Origin of the sequence: Rufibacter roseus, from assembly GCF_001647285.1 — a bacterium.
In the GTDB taxonomy this organism is placed as follows: Bacteria; Bacteroidota; Bacteroidia; order Cytophagales; family Hymenobacteraceae; genus Nibribacter; species Nibribacter roseus.
In genome coordinates, this window is the sequence record NZ_LRML01000018.1 from 63,940 (window position 1) to 88,267 (window position 24,328).

Genomic DNA, 24,328 nt, shown 5'->3' on the forward strand with positions numbered 1-24,328 from the left:
TTTTGCTTGTAGGGTTGTACGTGAACATAAGCCTTGTTCAGAATATGTCTTAGGTCTTCACTCCGAAAAAAGGGCAGAATTGAAGTTACATCGTACCGTCTCCTTTTATTTGCTGTTGGCCACTCTTTTGTTTGGAGGGGTGGCTACTTTTTTGCAGGTGAGTGTAAAGCGTGATTTGCTGGAAACCCCTGAAAAGAAAATGGCTCAGGAGGTAGTAGGGCGTATAAATAAAAAAGTTTCTCAAGCCCAGTCTGAATTAAACCAGATTGCTCAGTCATTGCCTCCTGATTCTGGCTTCTTTTCCAGAATACTGCCCAAAACCAATCTTCCCGTTTTTGTTTATCAGCAAGACAAATTAATATTTTGGTCAGACCATAACCTGCGGCCTGAGGTAGATCCACGCTATTTACGAAGAGATTTGCAGGTGGTAGAGAACAGGTTTGGCCGTTTTTTGTTAATCCGGAAAATTGCTCCGCCAGAATATACGCTAATGGCGGCAATTCCGCTAGAGAAGCGGTATGGTATTACCAATGCCTATCTTAAAAGTGGCCTGAACCCTGAGATATTTGAAAACCACGCCGCCACCCTTCACATAGAGCGTAGTGTCGGCTCAATTCCTATTATGGGTGAAGGTGGTCAGTATCTTTTCTCACTGCGTGTGCTGGAGCCTGGGCAGTGGCTGCATGCCGGTAAATTCACTTTTGTATTATTTTGGCTGGCCATTACGTGTTGGGTGATGTTTCTCCTTTCCCTACGTAGCCAGCTGATTGTTGCTCAAAAACAGGGGTGGGCTCTTTGGGCTGTCATTGCAGGACTTTTGTTTTTGAGACTGGTCATGCTGTGGTTTCAGTTCCCGAACAATGTGTATGACGTTGGCCTGTTTAGCCCCAGAGTATACGCCTCCTCATGGTGGTCTCCATCATTGGGAGATTTGCTTCTGAATGAACTCTGCCTGCTGGCTATTGCTCTTTTAGTTTTCCGTTTTAGTAAAAAACTCCGTTTTACGCCTCATTTTCAGAAAACAGGGCAAAAACGATCTGTAGTAGGTCTGCTGCTGGCACTCGCCATAATGGGCATTATCATTAGTTGGTATGAATTTTACCGTAGCCTGTTTAATAATACGCAACCCATTCTAGACATAAACCAGAGTATTCAGTTTAACTGGGAGAAAGGTCTTATTTATGCCGTTATCGCTATACATACCGTAGCGCTCAGTTGGATTATCAGGATGCTGCTCAGTTGGCTGCCATTCAGGCCCAATGGCTTTAAATCTTTTGGTGTTGCTTGGGCCACTGCGTTAGTGATTGCCATAGTGTATGCATTCTGGCGCGATGCCCCCAGCGGAAACTGGATTATCTTGTTTATTGGTTTAGTACTGGTAGTCTGGGAAAAGATTCACCGTAAACTGAAAATAAGAGCAGGGGTTTACTCCAGCATTTTTTTGTTGAACATTTTAAGCGCCAGTTTAGGAGCCGCCGCTCTGTATGACTTGTATGCCGTACAACTTCGCGAAGACAAACAGCGCTTGGCGGCACAGTTACTGAAAGACCGCGATGATATTACTGAGTACCTGCTAGCCCAGGCGGCGGAGTCTATCCAGAAAGATGAGATACTGCAGCGGGTTTTGCGGGCACCATGGGTGAATTTGAATTTTGTAGAGCAGAAAATCCGGCGCCACCATTTGGAGAACCTGACGGAGAACTATGCAGTGGTGATCAGGTTGTTTGATGTGAACGGGGAATCACTTACCTACCAAGATAGTTTGACAAACCTACGCAGGTATGCAGCGCATTGGGTGCCTAGGTCAGAAAGAACACCTCAGAAAGACCAGCTTCTCATTAACACGGACACCGATCCTGGCCGCTTCACCTATGTGCAAGAGGTGAAAATTCCAGTAAATCTGTTTCAATGGATTACCGTGATGTTGGAGCTGAGCCCAAAGATAGCAGCCCCTAATAGCGTGTTACCAGAGTTGCTGGTAGAACGCCGCAGCGCTAAGCCAGATGCAATGCCCTCTGGTAGTTATGCGTTATGGAAAGAAGGACGCTGGCTCAAAACAGATGGGTTTTTTGAGTACAGTCAGTATTTTTCTCCGCAACTGTTCCAGATTCCGCTGTTGTACACGCAAGGTTTGTCACATGCCGGTTACCACCACTTAGGTACAACCTCAGAAAAAGGTACCGTGGCCGTGGTCAGTACTCCTGCGTATGGCTTTGGCTCTTGGCTGTCAAACTTCTCTTTTCTGTTTTTGCTGCACACCTTTGCCCTCTTCGGGGTATTGGCTTTGCTGGTAATTTCAAGAGGAGAATTCTTTCAAAGCATAGCCTCTACTTTCAGTACTAAAATACAGCTCTTCCTGAATTTAGGTGTATTGGTGCCGTTGGTGTTGGTGAGCATAACTATTGGGAGTTTGGTCACCGATTCATATAAAGATGATTTGATCAGAGGTTATACAGAGCAGGGGCAGTTTATCAGGCAAAGCCTCACTTCCACCACACTTAATGCCGGTTACCGAGCCCGACCAGATTCTTTGGTACGGAGGGTAAACAGATTGGCCATTTTAGCCCAGGCCGAATTAAATGTATATGATGCCAACGGCCAGCTGCAAATAGCCAGTCAGCCCGCTTTGTTTGAGGCAGGAGTTCTTTCTACCAGAATGAACCCCAAGGCATTCAGCGCCTTGAAAAGTCAAGGGTTGAACAGGATGCTCTTGCATGAAAAGGCAGGAGAACTACCCTACAGCACATTGTACCTTCCCCTCCGTTCTGGGGTGAGTCAAATTCCTGACGGTTACTTGGCAATTCCTTTCTTTGATTCTGAAAAAGACCTGAACACCAAGCTAATTCAGCTCATCACCACCATTCTGAATATTTTCACGGTGCTGTTCTTGTTATTTGTGCTGTTGGGGTACGCGGCCACCAGAGCCCTGACCGTACCGCTGCAGTTACTGACCGAAAGATTGAAACGCACCACGCTTACCGGAAGCAATGAAAAACTGGTGTATGAGTCTAGAGATGAAATTGGTCTGTTGGTGCGGGAGTACAACACCATGCTTCAGAAACTGGAGGAAAGTAAACAGGAACTAGCCCTGAAAGAGAAAGAAGCTGCCTGGAAAGAAATGGCCCGTCAGGTTGCCCACGAAATAAAGAATCCGCTTACCCCCATGAAGCTCTCGTTGCAATACTTGCGGCGGGCCATGCAAGACGGGCGCAGCAACCTAGAGGAGCTTATTGATAAAATATCGAATACCTTGATCACTCAGATTGATGTGCTGAGCGATATTGCCACCTCCTTTTCCAATTTCACCTCAATGCCAGATTTAAAACTGGAGGTGTTGGAGCTGAATAAGCTGGTGAAACAAGCCGCTGACTTGCACCTCAACCCCAGACAACATCAGATTAATCTGACCCTGCCGGAGGAAATCGTGTTAGTGAAAGCTGATGAAAACCAACTTATACGCATCTTCAATAACCTGCTATTGAATGCGCTGCAGGCGGTGCCATCCCCCAGAACTCCAGAAATCAATATAAAGGTTGAAACTACAAGTTCGCAGTGGGTGTTGGTGTCGGTGCGGGATAATGGCTCAGGTATTCCGGAAGAGGTGCAGCCGAAGATATTTGTACCAAATTTCAGTACCAAGTATACCGGGTCAGGCATAGGTTTAGCAGTGGTGAAGAAAGGGGTGGAGGCCTTGGGTGGTTCTATTTGGTTTGAGACGGAGGAGAATGTGGGGACAACTTTTTTCCTGAAATTGCCGGTGGTGCAGACATGAAGCGCTGGTGGGGCATAGGGTTAATAATGGTCTTTCTGCTGTTGGCAGAACAGGGGCAAGGGCAGTCGTTGACAAACCGGCGCTGCCGCTGGATTCCTCTGCAAGAGGGAGCTATACAGCTAGATTCCCTGACCTTGGCAGAAGGCTCAATAGAAGTTTTTGATGCCCGTCATGTTCGCCAAACCTATTCTTACCTGTACGACCCGGCTACCAATCTCTTTCAATTTATCCAATTGCCTGCACCGGAAGTTCAGCCTCAGTTCCGGATTCCAGAAAAGATTTCTACTGACTCAAGTGGTGCGTTTTTGGCCTCTTTTCCGGAAATCAGGCCACAAACAGACTCTGTGTTAGTATGCTTTAGAGTGTTGCCTTACAATTTGGCGGCCCCAGCCTACAAGCGCAATATTCTCACCTGGGATTCCACTTCCTTTGAACGGCAATATTATATAGAACCTCAAGCCGCCCGTGAAGAGCCGTTCAAAACTCCTGGACTTAACAAGACCGGTAGCATTTCCAGAGGGGTATCAGTGGGAAATACCCAGAACGTGTTCGTGAATTCTGCTCTGAACCTTCAGTTGGAGGGTAAGTTAACCCAAGACATCAGTATTACGGCCTCCATCACAGATCAGAACATTCCGTTTCAGCCAGAAGGCAACACCCAGCAGCTGCAAGAGTTTGACCGTGTATTTATAACGCTACAGCACCGGCTCTGGACTTTAACCGGAGGAGATGTGGTATTGCGAAACCGGCCAGTGTCTCACTTTCTAAAGTTCTACAAAAACGTGCAGGGCGGGGCGCTGGAGGTAAACAGAGGCAAGCCTGGCTGGGAAAGCTCCACTTCCATAGCCGCCTCGGTGGCCAAAGGAAAATTTGCCTCACAAATCATTCAGCCCATTGAAAGCGTGCAGGGGCCATATAGGCTGCGCGGCACCAACGGAGAGCGGTTTATCATTGTGCTGGCCAATTCAGAACGGGTATATTTAGATGGACGGCTGCTGGAGAGAGGCTTTGACTACGATTATGTCATCGATTATAACCAAGCCGAAATTACCTTCACCCCAAAATGGGTGATTACCCGTAATTCCCGCATTAGGATAGATTTTGAATACTCAGACTTAAACTATACCCGCAGCGTTGTTCACGCCAGCCATTACCAAGGCTTAGGCAAGTTTAAAGTGTACGGCAACTTTTACAACGAAGCAGACAACCCTGGCAACCCTTTGCTGCTGAACCTCAGTAACTCTGATCGCCGCCTGTTAAGCCAAATTGGTGATGATGCCTCGTTGGCTGTAGCCCCTAGTGGAGATTCAGTCCGGTTTGACCGTAATCAGGTGTTATACCTGCGCCGCGATGTGGAAACTGCCAGCGGTACCTATACCATTTACGAGTACTCCACTGATTCCACCAAAGCATACTACGCCGTCAGTTTCACCGAGGTAGGCGAAGGGCGCGGAAACTATGTACTGTTGAACTCCACGGTCAACGGGCGGGTGTACCAGTGGGTAGAGCCGGTAAACGGAGTGCCGCAGGGACGGTATGATCCGGTCAGGGTATTGCCAACTCCCATTCAAAAGCAGATGATGACCTTGGGAGGGATTTGGGCAATGGACGCCAAAACCGAAGCATTTATAGAGTTGGCAGGTTCTAAAAATGACCTAAACAGATTCTCTGACATAGACTCTGATGATGATCGGGGCAAGGCTCTAAGGGTGGGCTACAAAACCGCTGACCGCGAAATAAAATTTCTGGGCGCTTACAAGCTCCAGAGCGCGCTCACCTATGAGTACACAGACCCTAACTTTGTGCCGATAGATCGCTACCGTGACATTGAGTTTGACCGTGACTGGAGCAACACCACCAACACTACCTTAGCCCGGCAATCTCGCATAGAAGATCATATTCTGACCTTTGGAGTGGGCGGCGTGAAAGATGCGCTCCATTTTGTGAATTACCGCCTTAGCCGGCGCTACCGTCCAACTGAGGTGAATGGTACTCAGCATGTGCTGGAACTGGCACAGAAAGTAAAAGGAGTGGAGCTTCGCAGCAACCTGTTCTTGATGAACAATGAATTGGCCCAAAGTACCTCAGAATGGGTGCGAGGGGAAATTGGTGTGCAGTATCCAACAAAATATATCACACCCGGGTACATTTACCGTTTCGACAAGAACAAAGTCATTTCCAATACCACTGAGGCTATCTTGGCTTCGGCCAATTATTTTGATGACCATCTGTTTTATCTGCAAAGCGCAGATACGGCAAATTTTAAATACCGCGCTGAATATAGCCGCCGCGTGGATTACCTGCCTGAGAACGGTGAGTTAGGAAACAAGCAGACAGCCAACACCTACAACTTCAGTGCCGCCACGTTACTGAAGAACCAGCACCAGATCAGTGCTTTGCTTACGTTTCGGAACATACAGGCGAAAGATAGTTTGCGTGAAACCACGGTTCTTTCTAAAATTGATTGGAACGGAGATTTCCTGAACCGGCACCTGCGCTCCGAAATGAGCTATGCCATAGGTACCGGCCGCGAGTTGAAGCGGCAGTATCAGTTTGTTGAAACCATACCGGGGCAGGGCACCCACTTTTTTGAAGATCTGAACGGAGATGGCCGGCAAGACTTGAACGAGTTCTTTGAATCTCAACCCACAGACCCCGCCTACCGCCGAAATTTTGTCCGACTTTTTATTCCTACAGATGAATATGTGATTGCCTACACCAATCGCTTTACCTACAGGCTGACCAGTAATTTGCCCCGTGAATGGCAGAATGCTGACGTCTGGCTTAAAAGAATGGCGGCTAAATTTTCGGCTATATCTTACATAACCGTAGACAAACGCACCACTGATAATGATTTGCGCAGCCGCTTTAATCCGTTTAGCCTGAATTTCGCTGATTCAAGTTTGCTGTCGCTGGCCCGTTCTTTCCGGAACACCGTTTATTTTAACCGAGCAAACCCCAAGTACGGGTTGGAATGGACTTATCAGGAGAGCATGCAGAAAATTCTGCTCACTAATGGCACTGATGTCCGCAATAACACCACCCAACAGCTGTTGTTCCGGGTAAATCTGACAGAAGTATTCTCCAGCCGAATTGACCTTACCCACGCGGAAAGGGAAAGTGCCTCTAATTATTTAACGACTAAAAATTTCTTGCTTCGTTCCTGGGAAGCCGCCCCTGAATTGTCTTACCAGCCTAATTCAGTGATCAGGTACACCGCCACCTACCAATGGACTGACAAAGAGAATAAATTAGGAGAACAGGAAAAAGCTCGCTTTCATGAATTAGGTAGTGAAGTACGGCTCAGCCAGGTGGGCAAACGTACCGTTACAGGGGTTTTGAAATATATCAATATTGCCTACACCGGTAACTTTACCTCGCCGGTGGCCTATGAAATGCTCAACGGATTCCGTCCGGGTAACAACCTTACCTGGAACTTAGCCTTACAGCAACGTCTCAGCTCCGGCCTGAACATCACCCTAGACTATGACGGCCGTAAACCTCAAGGCATCCGTACCATCCACACCGGCCGAATGCAGGTGTCGGTGCTTTTTTAATGAGTGAAGTTGTTATTTGAATGATTGAAAGATTGAATGGTTGAGAGTATGGGAGCTTAATTATGGTTAATTAGGAATAGCGTTTTACATCTGATTTTCTAAAAGTAGCCGAAAAAGGCAATTTTGCCTATTCCTCTGCAAGGTCTTTTAGTAAATCGTGATTTCACTTATTCTACCGCTTTCTTAATTCGCCCACAAGATCCTTCCAGGATGACAATAATAAAATAGAAGGCTGATTCACTACTCCCCTTATTCTCTCAATCACTCATTCATACATTAAGTAGTAGTATAATGTCTTCTCAACCAGGCACTGATTCCAGTAAGGCCGGGGAAGAGTACTCGCTCCGTAATGTTGGCTTGGTCAAGCTTGTCTCTAATTTCCCACTTGAGTTTGGCAGGAATTACCAGTCTATAATAAAAGTCAGGGTTCTCAACGAGCCAATCGCTAAGGGTGGCGTCAGGGGTAGACATCATTGAGAAAAGGGCATATTGGTGCACAATCCGCTCATCAAGCGAAGGTGGCTCTAGAAACAGCACGAACGGCTTTTCCTGAAATTCACCTAATCCTTTCAAAGAGGAGCAAACTGGCTCCAGTACCTCAGGGGTAAACACGTTAGAACCCTCTTGTCGAATAGCATTTTGCAGCGGCTTGGGGAGGCATTCTGTTGATTTAACGTAGTTCACACACCAGATCACGCCATCTTCGTCAAACTTCTCCAGTTCTGAGGTGGCAAAATGCAGTGCCACGTATGGGGAGTAGGTCCAGTCTAACAGCCGGGTGGGTAGGCCGTGGTGTTGCGCAACGGCCAACCAATTCCAAATAGAGGTGCCGTATTCTGTAGCACCGCTGGCATATTTTCTGAAGTTACGGAGCAGGTGGGGTTCCAGCTTAGGGTAGTCACCACCAATGCGCATGAGGCTAGTTTTGAGATTATAGTTTTTGTTCCAAAGGCCTCGGTACACATAAGGAGACCTGTACCTGTTCAGCCGATCATCCCATGAGTCTCGGAACAATTCTCGCTGCAGTTCTTCCCACGTCTCTACCCGCAAGTCATTCTTCATCTCCAACTGCTGGGAGTTCATCTCATCTTCTGGGTTCATGTTGTCGTCTACGATGTTGTAGGGCATGGGTGGTCTGGTAAAATGAGAAAAAGAGTTAATTCAAAATTTTCAGTATAAGTACGGAGGCAGCAAGAAGAAGTAAACTATAGTTCAGGCGAAAATAATTGTTTTAAGCCTGCTTTTAAGAAAATAGGCCAAAAACGAGAGGGCCAACGTTTTGCGCTGGCTCTCTCGTTTTTGTATGGTGTCACCAATTTCTAGGGGCAATCAATTCTTCTGTGTCTGCTTCAAATCCATAAGATCTGGAGATAAATTCGAAGTCTGCCGCAATACTTTCGCGGGCGACGGTTTCAATCTCACTACCGTTTTCGAAAAACTCATCTTCTAAATCATTGAATTTTATAGTTGCCGCATGCGTCAGCTTGTACAGTTGCTCCAGGTGCTCTGGTTTCTGGCTTTCAATCTGGGAGCACAACTCTAACAAAATTGCTTTGCTTTTGTCAACCAACGGTTTTGGGAAATAGGTATCAGCGTACATCTCTTTCAAGAAAGTATGCTTTTTGACCTCTTCATTGTTAAGGGTAGCTGGAGACACAGTAGTATTTACGTTTGATTTGTCATGTGTAAAGCTGCAGGCCACTAAGAAGAGAGATAGAAAAAGTGCTGCCCAGGTTTTCATGGCTTAATAATAAGCTCCCGTCATGAGGTAGTTTTGCACGTAATCTTGTATGCCTTCCTCCAAGGTATGAAAAGGTTTGTCATACCCAATAGATTTCAACTTCTCCATATTAGCCTGCGTGTAATATTGGTATTTATCACGTATGTCTTCGGGTGTGTCTCTGAAATCTACATTTATGGGTGCGCCCATGGCGGTAAAGGTGTTAAACGTTAGATCCAGGAAGGTGCGGGCCTGGCCGCTGCCCAGATTGTAGATGCCTGAGTTTTTGCGGTGGTGCATCAGCCAATACAATACCTCTACCACATCTTTCACATACACAAAGTCGCGCATCTGTTCCCCATCTTTATAATCAGGATTGTGTGAGCGGAACAAGGTGAAGCGCCCGTTTTCTTTGATAGCGTTGTAGGCGTGCAAAATCACCGAGGCCATGCGACCTTTGTGGTATTCATTAGGGCCATACACATTGAAGAATTTTAGCCCTGCCCAAAAGAAAGGCTTAGCGGTTTGCTGCAGCGCCCAAATATCAAAATCGTTTTTAGACTCACCATAGGCATTGAGTGGTTGAAGCAGGTGAGTCAAGCTTTCATCATCGTCGTAGCCCAAGGTCCCAGAACCGTAGGTTGCCGCGGAGGAAGCATACACTAGCGGGATTTGGTACTCGCAACAGGCGTTCCACATTTGCTTAGAGTAGTCTAAGTTGAGCAGGTTCAGCACATCGCGGTTCGTCTCGGTGGTATCGGTGCGGGCGCCAAGGTGGAAAATGAATTCAACCTCCTCGTAATTCTTGTCTAGCCACTCAAAGAACTCGTTGCGGTCTACGTATTCTTTTATCTTCTTCCCCTGTATGTTGGGCAATTTTTTAGCCACAGAGAAATTATCTACTACCACTATGTTATTGAAATTAGCGGCATTGAGGCGGGTAACAAGGCAACTCGCAATAAAGCCGGCGGCTCCGGTTACTACAATCATGAGTATACAGTTTAATGATGGCGTAAAGCTAACCAAAGGTACGTAAGTTTACCAGAGATGGAGGACAGGCTACTGTTTTAGGCTTCTTTTTCATAAAACAGAGCTAAAACAGCAAGTCTTTGCCACAGGGCAATGGTCTGGAGTTATTGTTGCCGGTTAACTTTAAAAAAACTGCCATGAAAAACCTGATTTTACTTATGCTTTTAGTCGTAGCATTAGGGGCCAATGCACAAACGCAGGCCGATATGAACCGTGAAGCCTACGCCCAGTACCAAAAATCAGATCAGGAGCTGAACTCGGTTTACAAACAAATTCTGGCGCAGTATAAAACCGATACCACTTTTATTGCCAACCTGAAGGCGTCGCAGCGGCTGTGGGTAAGTTTTAGAGATGCCGAACTGAAGATGAAGTTCCCGGACCGGAAGCCAGGGCATTACGGCTCTATACACGCCATTTGCCGCGCAAACTATCTGGAAGAGCTGACCCGTGACAGAACAGCCAAACTCAGGGAGTGGTTAAAAGAAGCTGAGGAAGGAGACGCCTGTGCAGGCTCTATGAAATCTAAAGATTGAGAAAGGACATCTGAAAGGCTGTTTTAGGCCTGTATTCAAAAAAACAGCTTAAAAACAGGGTGGAGACAGCGGAGCCATCATAATCAATCGATTCTTGTATCTTTGGCCCTTCCACAAGAAAGTATTCAGTGAACAATTTCAAATCTCAGGCTTGGCAGGGAAACCTATTGGTGTGCGTAGGCCTTCTGCTAGCTCTAATTTCCTGCGAGGGTAAAAAGCCTGCTTCTTCTTCTGCTGCGTCTTCTGCCAACCACACAGTGCAAGATGATTTAGGCCGAGATGTGACATTACCAGTCCACCCTCAGCGCATAATAGGGCTGGCTCCCTCCATGACCGAAATGCTATTTGCCGTGGCTGATACCGCCACTATTGTAGGCAGAACCCAAAATGATGATTATCCGGACGCTGCGCTGAGTAAGCCTGTTGTCAATAATTACCCGATGGATTATGAAGGCTTACTGGCCTTAAAACCGGAGGTGGTGTTTGCCCCCGAGGGAATCATCTCAACGGAGGTAGCCACTCAAATTCAGAAGCTGGGTATACCGGTGTATTTTCAGAAGTATGACAGCGTGGCAGATATTCTGCGCGGCATCAGAGATCTTGGAAAACTATTGCAGCGGGAAGCACAGGCCAATGCCTTGGCTGATTCATTGCGGCAAAGATTAGATGCCTTTGCTTCTGAAGCTCAGGAAATGCAGAAGCCAAAAGTGCTGGGTATTATCTGGCGAGATCCTATTTACGTGCATGGCTACAACACCATTTTCTCCGATAAGCTTCGCTACGCCGGAGGACAGAATGCCGTGCAGGAGGTATTTGCCCAACAGTCGCCGGCGCTAACCAGAGAATACATTCTGCAACTGAACCCCGATGTAATTATTGGTGGCACTTTTGAGGAATTCGATCAGAATTTCTTTACGCTGTACCCAGAGCTGAAGCGAATTAACGCTTACAAAAACAAGCGGATATATGATGTAACCGATGATTTGATTTCGCGGCCCAGCCCGCGGGTAGTGCAGAGCATAGCCGAACTTAAAAACGTGTTGAGGTGAAGAAAACGGTAGCAGTTTTACTAATGCTTTTGCTGTTGCTGGGGGCAGGCTTCTTTTTGGGATTGAGTGTGGGCAGCATGGAAACCTCCTACCGCACCATAGCCCAGGCACTTTTTGCCTATGAAGTCTCAGATATTACCCATTTTAGTATTATTCACTTACGGCTGCCTCGCTTGCTGTTGGCTTTTCTGACTGGTGCTTCTCTTGCTTTTGCTGGTTACCTCATGCAGGCCTTGGTCAACAATGCCTTAGCAGATCCTTACTTATTAGGCACAGCCTCCGGAGCTTCATTGGGCGCCTCGCTAAGCTATTTTTTCTTTGCAGAAGTAACGGTGCTAGGGTTACACTTGCCACCTCTTTTCGCTTTCTTAGGTTCTTTGGCGGTTACTTTGGTAGTGGTGCTGTTAGGATCAAAGCGAGGGCATTTAATCCCGAGCCAAATGCTGTTGGTGGGCATTGCCTTAAGCTCCTTGCTGGTGGCGCTGGTGAGTTTGATTATGTTTCTGTCAGAGTCAGAAAGCCAGCTGAAATCTGTAGTCTTCTGGAGCATGGGCGGTTTTGAGAAAGCTGACTGGAGCAACTTGGGTTATCCAGCAACGGCATTGAGCCTTTCGTTGCTGATTTTTTTCTTCCTTCAGAAACACCTCAATGTTCTGCTGTTGGGTGCTGAGCGGGCAGAGACGTTGGGCGTAGATGTACGGTTTATCCGGTGGGTTATGCTGCTGACTGTTTCAGTAGTAACCGGGTTTGCAGTGGCGTTTTCGGGGCCGGTGGGGTTTGTGGGGCTCATGGTGCCCCACATGGTGCGGGCGGTGCTTGGTACAGCTAATAGATTTAACTTGTTAGCTACCGCACTGGCCGGTGGTTTATTCTTGGTTTTCTGTGATTTGCTATCACGTTTAATTTATCCGCCGGCTGGTTTACCGGTAGGCATAGTTACATCGTTCTTTGGTGTGCCTTTCTTTGTATATTTGCTGCGTAGAAAGAATTACCGATTCAATTAATGGTATACGTAAGCAGGCTAGAGCATTTTAACGCGGCGCATAAGCTGCATAACCCCAATTGGTCCATGGCCAAAAACAAAGAAGTTTTTGGACCCTGCGCCAATGTCAACTGGCATGGCCACAATTATGAATTGATTGTGACCGTGAAAGGAAAACCAGACCCAGACACTGGGTTTGTCATTGATTTAAAACAACTGAGCACTTTAATCAGAGAGAACATTATTCAGAAGGTAGACCACAAAAACCTGAACATTGATGTTCCGTTCATGGAAGGTAAGCTGGCCAGTACTGAAAATCTGGTAATGGAGTTCTGGAACATCCTGAACCCTTTAATTCCGCGTATATCACAAGCACAACTCCACAGCCTAAAACTGTATGAGACTCCCCGCAATTTTGTGGAGTACTTAGGAGAATAACTTTTTCAGTTATCAGTGATCAGTAAATAGTTATCAGTAAAAGAAGTTAGAAAGACACCTTCTGCGGAAAAGGCAGTAAATGCTGTTTCTAGTTTTTGCAATTGATTCCTTTTTTCTGGTAACTGTTAATTGTTTACTGTTAACTGTTGACAGATGAAATACTACATCATAGCCGGTGAACGCTCCGGAGACCTGCACGCCTCAAACCTGATCAAGCAACTGCATCGGCAAGATTCAGAGGCGCACATCCGTTGCTGGGGCGGCGACATGATGGAGGCGGCTGGGGCAGAACTGGTGAAGCATTACCGTGAGTTGGCCTTTATGGGTTTTCTGGAGGCTGCCGCCAATCTGCTTAAAATCAAACGCTTTCTGAAAGAGGCCCAAACCGACCTGTTGCAGTACAAGCCTGATGTGGTAATTCTGGTTGACTACGCCGGTTTTAACATGCGCATTGCCAAGTTCGCGAAGGAGCACGGCATAAAAGTATTCTATTACATCTCTCCTAAAATCTGGGCCTGGAACCAGGGGCGGGTTCATAAGATCAAAAAGCTGGTAGACAGAATGTTTGTCATCATGCCTTTTGAGAAAGACTTCTACCAGAAGTTTGACTATAAAACCGATTATGTAGGCAATCCGGTGTCAGATGCTGTGTCGGCGCACGTGGTGAACAAGAACTTCAGAGAAGAGAACGGGCTTGATGATAGGCCCATTATTGCGGTATTACCCGGTAGTCGGCAGCAGGAAATCGAGAACATTCTGTTCATCATGCTGAGTATTCTGCCACCATTCCAAGACTACCAGTTTGTAGTGGCAGCGGTAAGTAATTTCTCTAAAGAATATTATGAGCATTTCAACCGCGAGCCGTTCATCAAAATAGTCTATGACCAAACCTATGATCTTTTAGCACACTCAGAGGCGGCGTTGGTAACATCTGGTACGGCAACTCTGGAAACAGCCTTGTTCAACGTTCCACAGGTGGTTTGTTACCGTACAAGCAATATCTCTTACTGGATTGGCCGCGCTGTGATCAAGGTGCCCTACATTTCCTTAGTTAACTTGATTGCCAACGAACGGGTAGTGCCGGAACTGATCCAGAGCGACATGAATGCCCAGAATTTAGTCAAAGAACTGAAAAATGTGTTGGAGAACCCTAAGGGGAGGCAGGCACAGCTTGATGGTTACGCTAAAGTCAAGAAACAAATAGGTGATTTCAACACTTCAGAAACCGCTGCCAAGTTAATGGTGCAGTACCTGCGGGAGAAGAAATAAGTCCATATAGGATCATCCACTTTTATGCAAATAATGGCGCAAGCGACCGCTTGTGTCCAACTATATCAGATCAGGAATGTGTCCGGCACGAGTGGAGCTTGCGCAATAGTGATTTCACATTTTTAGGTTGACATAACGGTGTTTTAGGCTTGGTTTTCTAAAAACAGGCCTAAAACACTACAAACAAAGAGGCCGCCCTTACACTGCAAGGGCGGCCTCTTTGTTATAATAAACTTAGGTAACTGTTAAGCTACTTTCAGTTGTTTGATAGAAGACTTCTCAAATTTTTCCTGGGCGTAAGCCAGAGAGATCACTAACTCGCCACCTTCGGCTTGGTCACTTGGCAAATCAAACATGGCGTCTGTCATAATGCCTTCACAGATAGAGCGGAGGCCACGGGCACCTAATTTATATTCAGCAGCTTTTTCTACAATATATTCCAGCGCTTCATCGGCAAACTCCAAGTTGATATTCTCCATCTCGAACAGGCGCTTGTACTGTTTCACCAATGAGTTCTTAGGCTCGGTTAAGATGAGGCGCAGTGTCTCGTTGTCAAGCGGGTTCAGGTGAGTAACTACTGGCAGACGGCCAATCAATTCCGGAATGAGTCCGAAAGATTTCAGGTCTTGCGAGGTAATGTAGCGCAGGTAATTGTCGGTTTCCAGATTGTCATCTAAAGACGACTGAGAGAACCCGATAGGTTTGGCGTTCATGCGGCTCTTGATATGGCGGTCAATGCCCACAAATGCTCCACCGCAGATGAAGAGGATATTCTCAGTGTTTACCGTGATCATTTTCTGCTCTGGGTGCTTGCGCCCTCCTTGCGGCGGAACGTTCACTGATGTTCCCTCCAGAAGTTTCAGTAAGGCCTGCTGCACACCTTCACCGCTCACATCACGGGTTATAGATGGGTTGTCGCTCTTACGGGCAATTTTGTCAATCTCGTCAATGTAGACAATACCACGCTCGGCGGCCTCTACATTATAGTCAGCGGCTTGCAACAGGCGGGTCAGAATACTTTCTACGTCTTCGCCTACGTACCCAGCCTCGGTCAGTACGGTGGCATCAGCTATACAGAAAGGTACCTGCAGTACACCGGCCAGCATACGGGCCAAGAAAGTTTTACCGGTACCGGTTTCGCCCACCATAATAATGTTTGACTTCTCAATCACCACATCATCCGTCTTCGGCTTTTGCATGAGGCGCTTGTAGTGGTTGTACACGGCCACAGACATTACTTTCTTGGCTTCGTTCTGGCCTACCACAAACTGGTCAAGGTACTCCTTCATTTCCCGAGGCTTAATCAGGTTAAATTTAGGGGCGCGGTTTGAGGCCCGCAGACGGTTTTCCTCATTTAAAATTTGTTGTGCCTGACCAATACAACGCTCACAGATGTGGGCGTTTATACCGGAAATCATCACCGACACTTCTTTTTTATTTTTACCGCAAAAGGAGCACGTAATCTCTGCCATAAACGAATTTGATCTTCTGTACTAGCCCCTAAGATGAGGCAGCTACGGCAAAGTTACAAAATTGGTTAGCACAACAAGTATTATATTTTTAGCATTTTGAAGAAGATGGTTCAGGAACTGGTTGCTTTATAGGTGTTTATAAAATATAGCCTATGTTGTATCTGATTGAGCCGTAAGGTGATTGGAGCTTAGCGGAAGGGAATAGAGCTTTTATAAAAAAATAAAAAAAGCCCGCTGCAAAGCGGGCTTTAAAGTAAAGGCTTTCTGTTTTTAGGCTGCTTTTAAGAAAACAGGCCTAAAACAGCTTAGATAAGCTAGGCTTTATGACGAGTCAATACTTCGTCAATCAGACCGTATTCCTTGGCTTCCTGGGCAATCATCCAGTAGTCGCGGTCTGAGTCTTTGTCAACCTGCTCCACTGATTTGCCGCTGTGGCTGGAGATAATTTCATACAGCTCTTTTTTCAGCTTCAGGATTTCACGGGCAGTGATTTCAATGTCAGAAGCCTGTCCTTGCGTACCGCCCATTGGCTGGTGAATCATGACACGGGCGTGGGGTAGGGCGGAGCGCTTGTCTTTGGCACCGCCGCATAGTAGCACTGCACCCATAGAGGCCGCTAAACCGGTACAAATAGTAGCTACATCTGGCTGCACATACTGCATGGTGTCATAGATACCAAGACCAGCGTATACTGAACCACCTGGGCTGTTGATGTACAATAGAATATCTTTTTTAGAATCGGCGGACTCTAAGAACAGGAGCTGCGCGGTAATGATGTTCGCGATATAGTCATCTACCTGCGTACCCAGGAAAATGATGCGGTCTACCATTAGGCGGGAGAACACGTCTATCTCACGGAAATTGGTAGGGCGCTCTTCAATTACCGATCGGGTCATGCTGGTAGGCTGCAGTCGCGCGGTGCTTTCAATGTGGGTGAGGTATTGGTCAACGCCCAGGCCACTCATGCCAAGGCCTTTCACGGCAAATTTTCTGAATTCGTCTTTGTTGTACATAAAGATTCTGTTTAGTTAGGCTTAACTTAAAAAGAAACGCGTTGGTTACAAGAATAACCGGAGGTGGTAAACGATGTTCACCTGTTTCCGGGTTGTTTTTCTAAAATCAGGCCAAAAACGGTTAGCGATCTTTTGCTGCCATTATGGCTGCTTTTGGTATCAAGTAACAAGTATCAGGTATCAGGATTCAAGATATAGGTAATCTGTAAAAGAGCAAAACTTACCTGTTTGTTTTAGTTTATCTTTCCAGTCACTTCTATGATGAAAATTAAGGCATAAGCGTCCGCTTTTGTCTACATGTATGAAAGCAAATATAGTATCCGCATCTATAACCTCCCGCCGTTGTTGTGTGTTTTCACCAACAACTGGAAATGCCTTACATCAAGAACGTGTGTGGACACAAGCGGACGCTTGCGCCAGAAAGAATCTGAATTGTCAAATGCTATTTTCAAGTCTTGATAACCACTACTGATACGCGCCCTTGCAGGTTTAAAACAAAAAAGCCCTTAGCAGAAACTAAGGGCTTTTTTGTTTTAAATGCTGAAATTTTACGCACCTACTTTGTTGCGGAATTCTTCAGCGGTGATGGTATTTTCAGTGATGGTGATTTTCTCTTTCAGGAACTCAAGCACTTTGGCGGCAACTAGTTCTTCGTACTCGTTCACAAAGTTACGGCCGTTGTTTTGCTTCAGGTGGTTGTCCAAGAAGTTATTGAACGTGTCTTCCATTTCCTCTGGCACCTCTGGCATGTTGAACTGAGCCATCATCTTTTGGCGGGCGCTGTTCACCACATCTTCGTTTTTCACTTTGATGTCGTTCTCTTCCACCACTTTGTTGCGGATCATAGACCACTTCAGCTCTTTCACATACTGGTCATAGAACTCGTCAATTTGCTCAGGCGTGATTTTACCCTCATTGGTAACGGTTAACCAACGCTTGAAGAAGGTATCTGGAATTTCAATGCTAGATTTCTCTACCAGTTGATCAATGATATCACGGTCCAGAACATTTACGGCCTCACGGTCATAGTTTTCTTTGATCACCTCACGTACTTTGGCATCAAACTCCTCTTGCGTAGTTACGTTGCCTTGTCCGAAGATTTTGTCAAAGAACTCTTGGTTCATTTCGGCGGCTTCTGTACGGTTGATTTTCTCTACCACAAAAGTAAATTCACCGTTCAGGTCTTTGGTTACGTCTTTGCTCAAGCCAGTTACGTGGGCCAAAGCAGCGTCATCGCCAAATGCTTCTCTAATGTCAAACGTGATGGTGTCACCTGGTTTCACGCCCACAAATTTGTCGGCACCGGCTACCACTTTGTTTAATGGCAATAATGTTTTAGTCTCAAACTCACCGTCTACTTGCTTCAGGTCGCCGTACAGGTAATCGTTGGCTTCTGAAACTTCTGGGTTGGTGGTTTTGCCAAACTGCTTCTGCATCTGCTCGTAAGCTTCGTCAACAGTGGTTTGGTCTACTTCAATGTCATATTTCTGAACAGACACCTCATTTAAAGGCAGCTCAAACTCAGGCAACAAACCTACGGCGTAGCTGAATTCAAACTCTTTCTGGTTGTCCCAATCAATAGAGTTGTCGTCTACGCGCTCCGGAAGCGGCTCGCCCAGAATACGTACTTTATTTTCTTTGATGTAATTGTTCACCGACTCTTGCAACAACTGGTTGATAGATTCAACCAAAATGCCTTTGCCGTACATTTTACGGATCAAACCAGCCGGAACTTTACCCGGGCGGAAGCCTTTGATGTTGGCTTTCTTGCTGTATTCTTTGATTTGCTCGTCTACCTTAGGAGCGTAGTCGGCCTCTTGCAGGCTAACTGTAAGGCTGGCGTTTAAGCCGTCGGTTTGATTCAGGGTGATATTCAAGGCTATCGAAATTTAATGTTATCCAACTTTGAAAATTGAAAAACCCCCAACCCCGGTTGGGATTGAGGGTTTGACTTCAGTGCGGATGGAGGGACTCGAACCCCCATGCCTCGCAGCGCTAGATCCTAAGTCTAGTGCGTCTACCAATTTCGCCACATCCGCATTAATGTGTGTTTCGTAATGGTGCTGCAAATGTAGTAAAGATCTTTTTGTTTATGCAACTATGATTCGTTTTTTTTGTTGAAATTTATAAAAAAGAGGTCAGAAACGCTTTGGCACTTGTCCCAGAACGGATTTTGATGTACCTACCCACATGATTGATCACGAAGCCGAACGGAAAGAGATACTACGTCACTACAGAAAATTGCTGCGCCACGCCAAGCCTTTTCTGAAAGACAACGACGCCAAGATTATAAAGAAAGCCTTTAACACCTCGTTAGAGGCCCATAAAGACATGCGCCGCAAATCCGGCGAACCCTATATTCTGCACCCGCTGGCCGTGGCCCAGATTGCCGTAGAAGAAATTGGCCTGGGCACCACCTCAATTGTAGCTGCCCTGCTGCATGATGTGGTGGAAGACACTGAGCTGGAAATTGCCGACATAGAGCGGGACTTCGGCCCAAAGGTTGCCAAGATCATTGAGGGGCTAACCAAGATATCCGGTGTGTTTGAGTACGGCACGAGCCAGCAGGCGGAGAACTTCCGGAAAATGCTGCTCACGTTGTCAGACGACGTGCGGGTAATTCTCATCAAACTAGCTGACCGCCTGCACAACATGCGTACCTTGGGCAGCATGGCCCGTGACAAGCAGCTTAAGATTGCTTCTGAGACTATGTACCTGTACGCCCCGCTGGCACACCGTTTAGGTTTGTATGCCATCAAGTCTGAGCTGGAAGACCTGCACCTGAAATACACCGATACTGAGACCTATAAGTTTATCTCTAATAAGATCAGGCAGACGCGTAGTTCACGTAATAAATTCATAGGTGATTTTATTGGTCCTATAGAAGAAGAGCTCCGGCGGCAGGGCTTCACAGATTTTGAGGTGAAAGGTAGACCTAAGTCTATTTATTCCATCCTCAAGAAGATGAAGAAGCAGAATGTCACCTTTGAGGAGATTTATGATCTGTTTGCCATCAGGGTGATTCTGAACGTGCCGTATGAGCAGGAAAAGCCAGCCTGTTGGCGCGTGTATTCTATTGTGACAGATTTCTATCAGCCCAACCCAGACCGCCTGCGCGACTGGATCAGCACTCCTAAAGCCAATGGATACGAAGCCCTACACACAACCGTAATGAGTAAAACCGGTCAGTGGGTGGAGGTGCAGATCAGAACCAAGCGGATGGATGACGTTGCCGAGCGCGGTTACGCTGCCCACTGGAAATATAAGACTGGTAGTGTTGGTCCCGCAGAATCTGGTTTGGATAACTGGATCAACAAAGTGCGTGACATGCTGGAGGTAAACAGCTCCAATGCCATTGAGTTCTTAGATGAATTCCGCACGAACCTGTTTGTAGAGGAAGTCTTCGTCTTTACACCCAAAGGGGAATTGATTATTCTGCCGGACCGTGCCACCGCGTTAGACTTTGCCTTTGAAATTCATACTCAGATTGGCTACCAAAGCTTAGGCGCAAAGGTGAACCAAAAATTGGTTCCGCTAAGTTACCGCCTGCACAACGGAGATCAGGTAGAGATTCTGACATCACAGAAGCAGAAGCCAACGGGGGAGTGGCTTAAGTTTGTGACTACCTCCAAGGCTCGCTCTAAGATAAAGGAGTTCTTGCGCGAAGAGCGTAAAGGAAAAGCCGATGAGGGCAGAGTATTAGTAGAGGAACGTCTGCAGCAATTGTCAGTAGAACCAACTCACGCCAACTTAAACCGTCTGGCCGCCTACTTCAACTCGCCTTCTTTGCAAGACTACTATTATAAGGTGGCGGTGGGCCTGATGGATGTAAAAGAAATAAAAGACTACATCTTCAATCCGCACAGTGATAAATATAAGCCTGCATCCATACTCGACGGCTCAACTTTTGATAAAGAGGTGGAGAAGATCAGGGGCATTAATTCCCAGATGCTGGTGATTGGCGGTACCACTGACAAGATTGACTACACCTTGGCTTCGTGCTGTAACCCAATTCCCGGCGATGATGTATTTGGCTTCCAGACCTTAGACCAAGGCATTACTATTCACCGCACCACTTGCCCTAAGGCGGTGGAGTTGATGTCTAACTACGGGCACCGCATAGTAAAAGCCAAATGGACAGGCCAACAGGAGTTGTCATTTCTGGCTGGGGTTGCAATTAAGGGAACTGACCGCGTGGGCTTGGTGAATGATGTGACTAAAGTGATCTCCAACTCTCTTAAAGTGAACATGCGCTCCATTACTATTGACTCTAACGACGGGGTGTTTGAAGGCCGCCTGATGGTGTTCGTGAATGACACTGCCCAACTGGAGAAACTGATTCAGCGCTTGCTGCGGGTACCGGGGGTGCTGAGCGTAGATAGATTTGATTCATAAATTATAACAGTTGAAAAGCTTCTGCCTCCTTCTTGTCCTGTTTATTGTTGGCTGTTCAACGGACCAGTTAAAAGAAGAAAACACAAACTCTGAGCTTGCGGAAGTTACTGGTGTGGATGGTGTTTGTTTGAAATGTGCTGCTTCCTCTTTTGCAGGTTCGGAGCCAGAAATATTTTTCGACTTTGCTAACGGTAAAAGGGTATTGATCTGCGGAGGTTCAGACAGCCTTGAGGGAAAGCAAATTTTCACAGATTTTGTCATTTCAGAATGTGGCAGAGACAGTGTTCTAGGTTTTTGGAGCGCAGTTGAGAACTATGAAGTTGATTTTTCTCATGACACGTTAATGTTGAAGAAAATAGAAGCATTGGCTCTGGGTCGAAATTTCGAATTGATTAATTTTCACTGGTTAACTGAATTTTTCTATTACAAAGGAAATGAGCTGCAGAAGAAAGTGAGGATTAATCCAGAGGTATCTTATAATCAAAAGAAGATTGAGCAAACGCTAGTTGTATTTGAAAAAACTAATTGGCATACTCAAATTGGTTCATCAGAAGTGGACGCTCAAGAAAAGATGCAGCTGGCTAATCGTTTGATGTTGGCTGCTGTTTCAGGAAGTGAGATAGCAGAAGAATATTTCAAAGATTTTGAAAAAAGGTTTCAGCCAGATGGCCATTTTGCTGAGTGGTATGATGAAATGGCAGAGATGATAGAACTTGCTAAGAATAGCAGGGAAGATATTTGAGATATGCCTATTAGCCCTCTTTTCTGAAAAACAGCTCAAAAACAGAGATTTAGTAGTATATGAGCAGAAACCAATAGGTCTGAACAAACAACCTGTTGCCATTGTTTTAGCAATACCACATAAAACTGTTAAGTTTGCAGCAGAGGAACGCGTATGGCACTAGATGAAGCGAAATTCTTGGAGGTAAAAAAAATCTTTACCGCCTACTTAGAAAATAAAGGTCTCCGGAAGACCCCGGAGCGGTATGCCATTCTGGAGGAGATTTATTCCCGGAACGGTCACTTTGATGTAGAGTCGCTTTACATCAGTATGAAGAACAAGAACTATCAGGTGAGCCGTGCTACCGTATATAATACTCTAGATTTGCTGGTAGAGAACGATCTGGTGAGTAAACACCAGTTCGGGCGTAATCTGGCGCAGTATGAGAAATCGTATGGCCGCCGCCAACATGACCACGTCATCTGTACCGAATGCCATAAAGTAGTGGAGTTCTGCGACCCTCGGGTACATAATATCCAAACCATGGTAGGGGAGCTGTTAAATTTTAATATTCTGCACCACTCCTTAAATTTGTACGGCATCTGCGGCGACTGCCAGGCTAAGTTAAATTCACCTGTCCATGAAAATTGAGCATACCCTAGAGGAGAACATTTTGATCATCCGCCTGGAAGGCGACATGATAGGTGGGCCTGAAACGCAGCGTCTCATGGATTTGGCCAACAACACCATTGATGATTCCACACTTTTATCGGCGGTAGATTTATCTAATGTCCGGTTTATAAACAGTAGCGGAATAGGGGTACTGGTTTCGCTCTTAACCAAGTTCAGGAACCGAGGCGGTGAATTACTCCTGATCAATCCGTCTGAACACATTCGTAAATTATTAATCATCACAAAACTGAACGCCATCTTCACCATAGCTGAAGATGATCAAAGCGCCATTCAGCTTCTTAAAGAATCACTTTAAATGCCAGTTGACATTCTAGTAGGCCTCCAGTGGGGCGACGAGGGAAAAGGGAAAATCGTTGATGTACTCGCTCCTCAATATGATGTGGTAGCCCGTTTCCAGGGAGGCCCAAATGCCGGACACACCCTTGAGTTTGAAGGAACCAAGCACGTCTTGCACCAAATACCATCCGGTATCTTTCATGAGCACATCACCAATATTATAGGCAACGGCGTAGTGCTGGACCCCATCGTTTTCCGGACCGAGGTTGAAAAACTAACTGCCCGTGGCGTAGATGCTACCCGTAACCTTTACATCTCCAAAAAAGCACAAATCATTCTTCCTTCCCACAAGAGCTTAGATAGAATCTCAGAAGAAGCGTTAGGAAGTTCAAAAATTGGCTCAACCCAAAAAGGAATTGGCCCAGCCTACCAAGATAAAATTGGCCGTAGCGGTTTAAGGGTAGGCGATATTTTGCTGCCAGACTTTAAAGAGCGTTACAAGACCATAGTAGCCAAGCACCAGAAGATTGCTTCCTTCTACCAGAAGTCGCTTGAAATTGAAGAGCTGGAAGAGCAATTCTTCAGCGCCGTAGATTTCCTGCGCACTTTTACTTTGGTTGACTCTGAATACATGATCAATCAGGCTATTAAAGACGGCAAAAAGATTTTGGCCGAAGGAGCCCAAGGGTCTTTATTAGATATTGACTTCGGAACCTATCCGTTTGTTACTTCTTCAAATACCTTAGTAGCTGGTGCCTGTACAGGTTTAGGAATTGCCCCTAGACATATAGGAGAAGTATACGGAATCTTTAAAGCATACTGCACACGCGTGGGTAGTGGGCCGTTCCCCACAGAACTGCATGATGAAGTAGGGGAGAGGATAAGAAAAGCAGGAAATGAATTTGGCTCCACCACTGGCCGACCACGCCGTTGCGGCTGGATAGACTTGCCGTCGCTTAAGTATGCCATCATGTTGAATGGAGTAACCCAACTAAACATGATGAAAGCTGACGTGCTAGATGAGTTTGAAGAAATTCAGGTCTGCACACACTATAAATTAGCTGACGGTACGCTTACAGATCAGTTGCCGCATGATTTAGATAAAGCTGACATTACACCAGTATATAAAGCCATGAAAGGTTGGGGTGAGGAATTGAGAAACTATGAAGGTTATCAAAACTTGCCACAAGCGGTTTTAGATTATGTAGCGTTTTTAGAAAAAGAGCTGGAGGTAAGTGTAAACATCATCAGCGTAGGGCCAGATAGGAAAAGTACTTTAGTAAAGTAGTTCTATAGAAACTCATAAAAAAAAGGGGAGGCAGGCGAAAGCTTGCCTCCCCTTCTTGCATATGGAGAGGGTGTGTTTTGGCGCCGATTTCCGGAAAAGAGGCTTAAAACGCGGTAGCTGT

General features: G+C 46.2%; 18 protein-coding genes and 1 tRNA gene. 12 read left to right on the forward strand and 7 right to left on the reverse strand.

Annotated features, from left to right (window positions below; all coding sequences use genetic code 11):
- Nucleotides 1-79 precede the first annotated feature (79 nt).
- Together A8O23_RS19140 and A8O23_RS19145 are read left to right on the forward strand one after the other, a co-directional pair.
- Nucleotides 80-3,772, forward strand: coding sequence for a sensor histidine kinase (locus A8O23_RS19140; protein WP_153042290.1), 3,693 nt, complete (start codon nt 80-82; stop codon nt 3,770-3,772).
- Nucleotides 3,769-7,329: a hypothetical protein gene (locus tag A8O23_RS19145; protein ID WP_066625031.1), complete on the forward strand. Its 3,561-nt coding sequence runs from the start codon at nt 3,769-3,771 to the stop codon at nt 7,327-7,329. The genes A8O23_RS19140 and A8O23_RS19145 overlap by 4 nt, the downstream gene beginning before the upstream one ends.
- Nucleotides 7,330-7,605: 276 nt before the next feature.
- Here the strand turns inward: A8O23_RS19145 and A8O23_RS19150 are convergent, their stop codons facing one another.
- The 3 genes from A8O23_RS19150 to rfaD all read right to left on the reverse strand — a co-directional run bounded on the left by A8O23_RS19150 (nt 7,606) and on the right by rfaD (nt 10,039).
- Entirely contained in the window at nt 7,606-8,457 is an 852-nt protein-coding gene (locus tag A8O23_RS19150; RefSeq protein ID WP_239693455.1) for an FRG domain-containing protein, read from the reverse strand.
- A 181-nt stretch (nt 8,458-8,638) separates the two neighbouring features.
- A complete protein-coding gene (locus A8O23_RS19155; RefSeq protein ID WP_239693456.1) occupies nt 8,639-9,070 on the reverse strand; it encodes a DUF5713 family protein in 432 nt (143 codons plus the stop codon).
- A gap of 3 nt (nt 9,071-9,073) precedes the next feature.
- Entirely contained in the window at nt 9,074-10,039 is a 966-nt protein-coding gene (rfaD, locus tag A8O23_RS19160; protein ID WP_066625034.1) for an ADP-glyceromanno-heptose 6-epimerase, read from the reverse strand.
- A gap of 176 nt (nt 10,040-10,215) precedes the next feature.
- Here rfaD and A8O23_RS19165 point away from each other — a divergent pair, with 176 nt between their 5' ends.
- From A8O23_RS19165 to lpxB, 5 genes are all read left to right on the forward strand, one after another.
- Nucleotides 10,216-10,611, forward strand: a complete 396-nt coding sequence (locus A8O23_RS19165; protein ID WP_066625089.1) for a lysozyme inhibitor LprI family protein — start codon at nt 10,216-10,218, stop codon at nt 10,609-10,611.
- A 128-nt stretch (nt 10,612-10,739) separates the two neighbouring features.
- A complete protein-coding gene (locus tag A8O23_RS19170) occupies nt 10,740-11,660 on the forward strand; it encodes an ABC transporter substrate-binding protein (protein WP_066625036.1) in 921 nt (306 codons plus the stop codon).
- Nucleotides 11,657-12,664 (forward strand): FecCD family ABC transporter permease, encoded by a 1,008-nt coding sequence (locus A8O23_RS19175; protein ID WP_239693457.1) that lies wholly within the window; start codon nt 11,657-11,659, stop codon nt 12,662-12,664. Before A8O23_RS19170 ends, A8O23_RS19175 begins: the two co-directional genes overlap by 4 nt.
- On the forward strand, nt 12,664-13,080 hold the full coding sequence (locus tag A8O23_RS19180) for a 6-pyruvoyl trahydropterin synthase family protein (RefSeq protein WP_066625041.1): 417 nt from the start codon (nt 12,664-12,666) through the stop codon (nt 13,078-13,080). Before A8O23_RS19175 ends, A8O23_RS19180 begins: the two co-directional genes overlap by 1 nt.
- A 153-nt stretch (nt 13,081-13,233) precedes the next feature.
- A complete protein-coding gene (lpxB, locus tag A8O23_RS19185) occupies nt 13,234-14,349 on the forward strand; it encodes a lipid-A-disaccharide synthase (protein WP_066625044.1) in 1,116 nt (371 codons plus the stop codon).
- A gap of 245 nt (nt 14,350-14,594) precedes the next feature.
- Here lpxB and clpX read toward each other — a convergent pair whose 3' ends face one another.
- From clpX to A8O23_RS19205, 4 genes are all read right to left on the reverse strand, one after another.
- Entirely contained in the window at nt 14,595-15,821 is a 1,227-nt protein-coding gene (gene clpX, locus A8O23_RS19190) for an ATP-dependent Clp protease ATP-binding subunit ClpX (protein ID WP_066625053.1), read from the reverse strand.
- A 314-nt stretch (nt 15,822-16,135) separates the two neighbouring features.
- Nucleotides 16,136-16,834 (reverse strand): ClpP family protease, encoded by a 699-nt coding sequence (locus A8O23_RS19195; RefSeq protein ID WP_066625056.1) that lies wholly within the window; start codon nt 16,832-16,834, stop codon nt 16,136-16,138.
- 548 nt (nt 16,835-17,382) lie between these two features.
- Nucleotides 17,383-18,711 carry a trigger factor gene (gene tig, locus A8O23_RS19200; RefSeq protein ID WP_066625059.1) on the reverse strand — a complete coding sequence of 443 codons (1,329 nt, stop codon included), beginning with the start codon at nt 18,709-18,711 and terminating at the stop codon, nt 17,383-17,385.
- A gap of 80 nt (nt 18,712-18,791) precedes the next feature.
- A tRNA-Leu gene (locus A8O23_RS19205) sits at nt 18,792-18,873 on the reverse strand.
- 151 nt (nt 18,874-19,024) lie between these two features.
- On the opposite strand from A8O23_RS19205, the gene A8O23_RS19210 reads away from it, so the two are divergent.
- From A8O23_RS19210 to A8O23_RS19230, 5 genes are all read left to right on the forward strand, one after another.
- Complete coding sequence (locus A8O23_RS19210) at nt 19,025-21,229, forward strand: RelA/SpoT family protein (RefSeq protein WP_066625062.1); 2,205 nt, start codon at nt 19,025-19,027, stop codon at nt 21,227-21,229.
- Nucleotides 21,230-21,239: 10 nt separating this feature from the next.
- On the forward strand, nt 21,240-21,971 hold the full coding sequence (locus tag A8O23_RS19215; protein ID WP_066625063.1) for a hypothetical protein: 732 nt from the start codon (nt 21,240-21,242) through the stop codon (nt 21,969-21,971).
- A gap of 153 nt (nt 21,972-22,124) precedes the next feature.
- Nucleotides 22,125-22,601, forward strand: a complete 477-nt coding sequence (locus A8O23_RS19220) for a Fur family transcriptional regulator (protein ID WP_066625064.1) — start codon at nt 22,125-22,127, stop codon at nt 22,599-22,601.
- On the forward strand, nt 22,591-22,938 hold the full coding sequence (locus A8O23_RS19225; RefSeq protein ID WP_066625066.1) for an STAS domain-containing protein: 348 nt from the start codon (nt 22,591-22,593) through the stop codon (nt 22,936-22,938). The genes A8O23_RS19220 and A8O23_RS19225 overlap by 11 nt, the downstream gene beginning before the upstream one ends.
- Entirely contained in the window at nt 22,939-24,207 is a 1,269-nt protein-coding gene (locus A8O23_RS19230; RefSeq protein ID WP_066625069.1) for an adenylosuccinate synthase, read from the forward strand.
- Nucleotides 24,208-24,328: the final 121 nt, after the last annotated feature.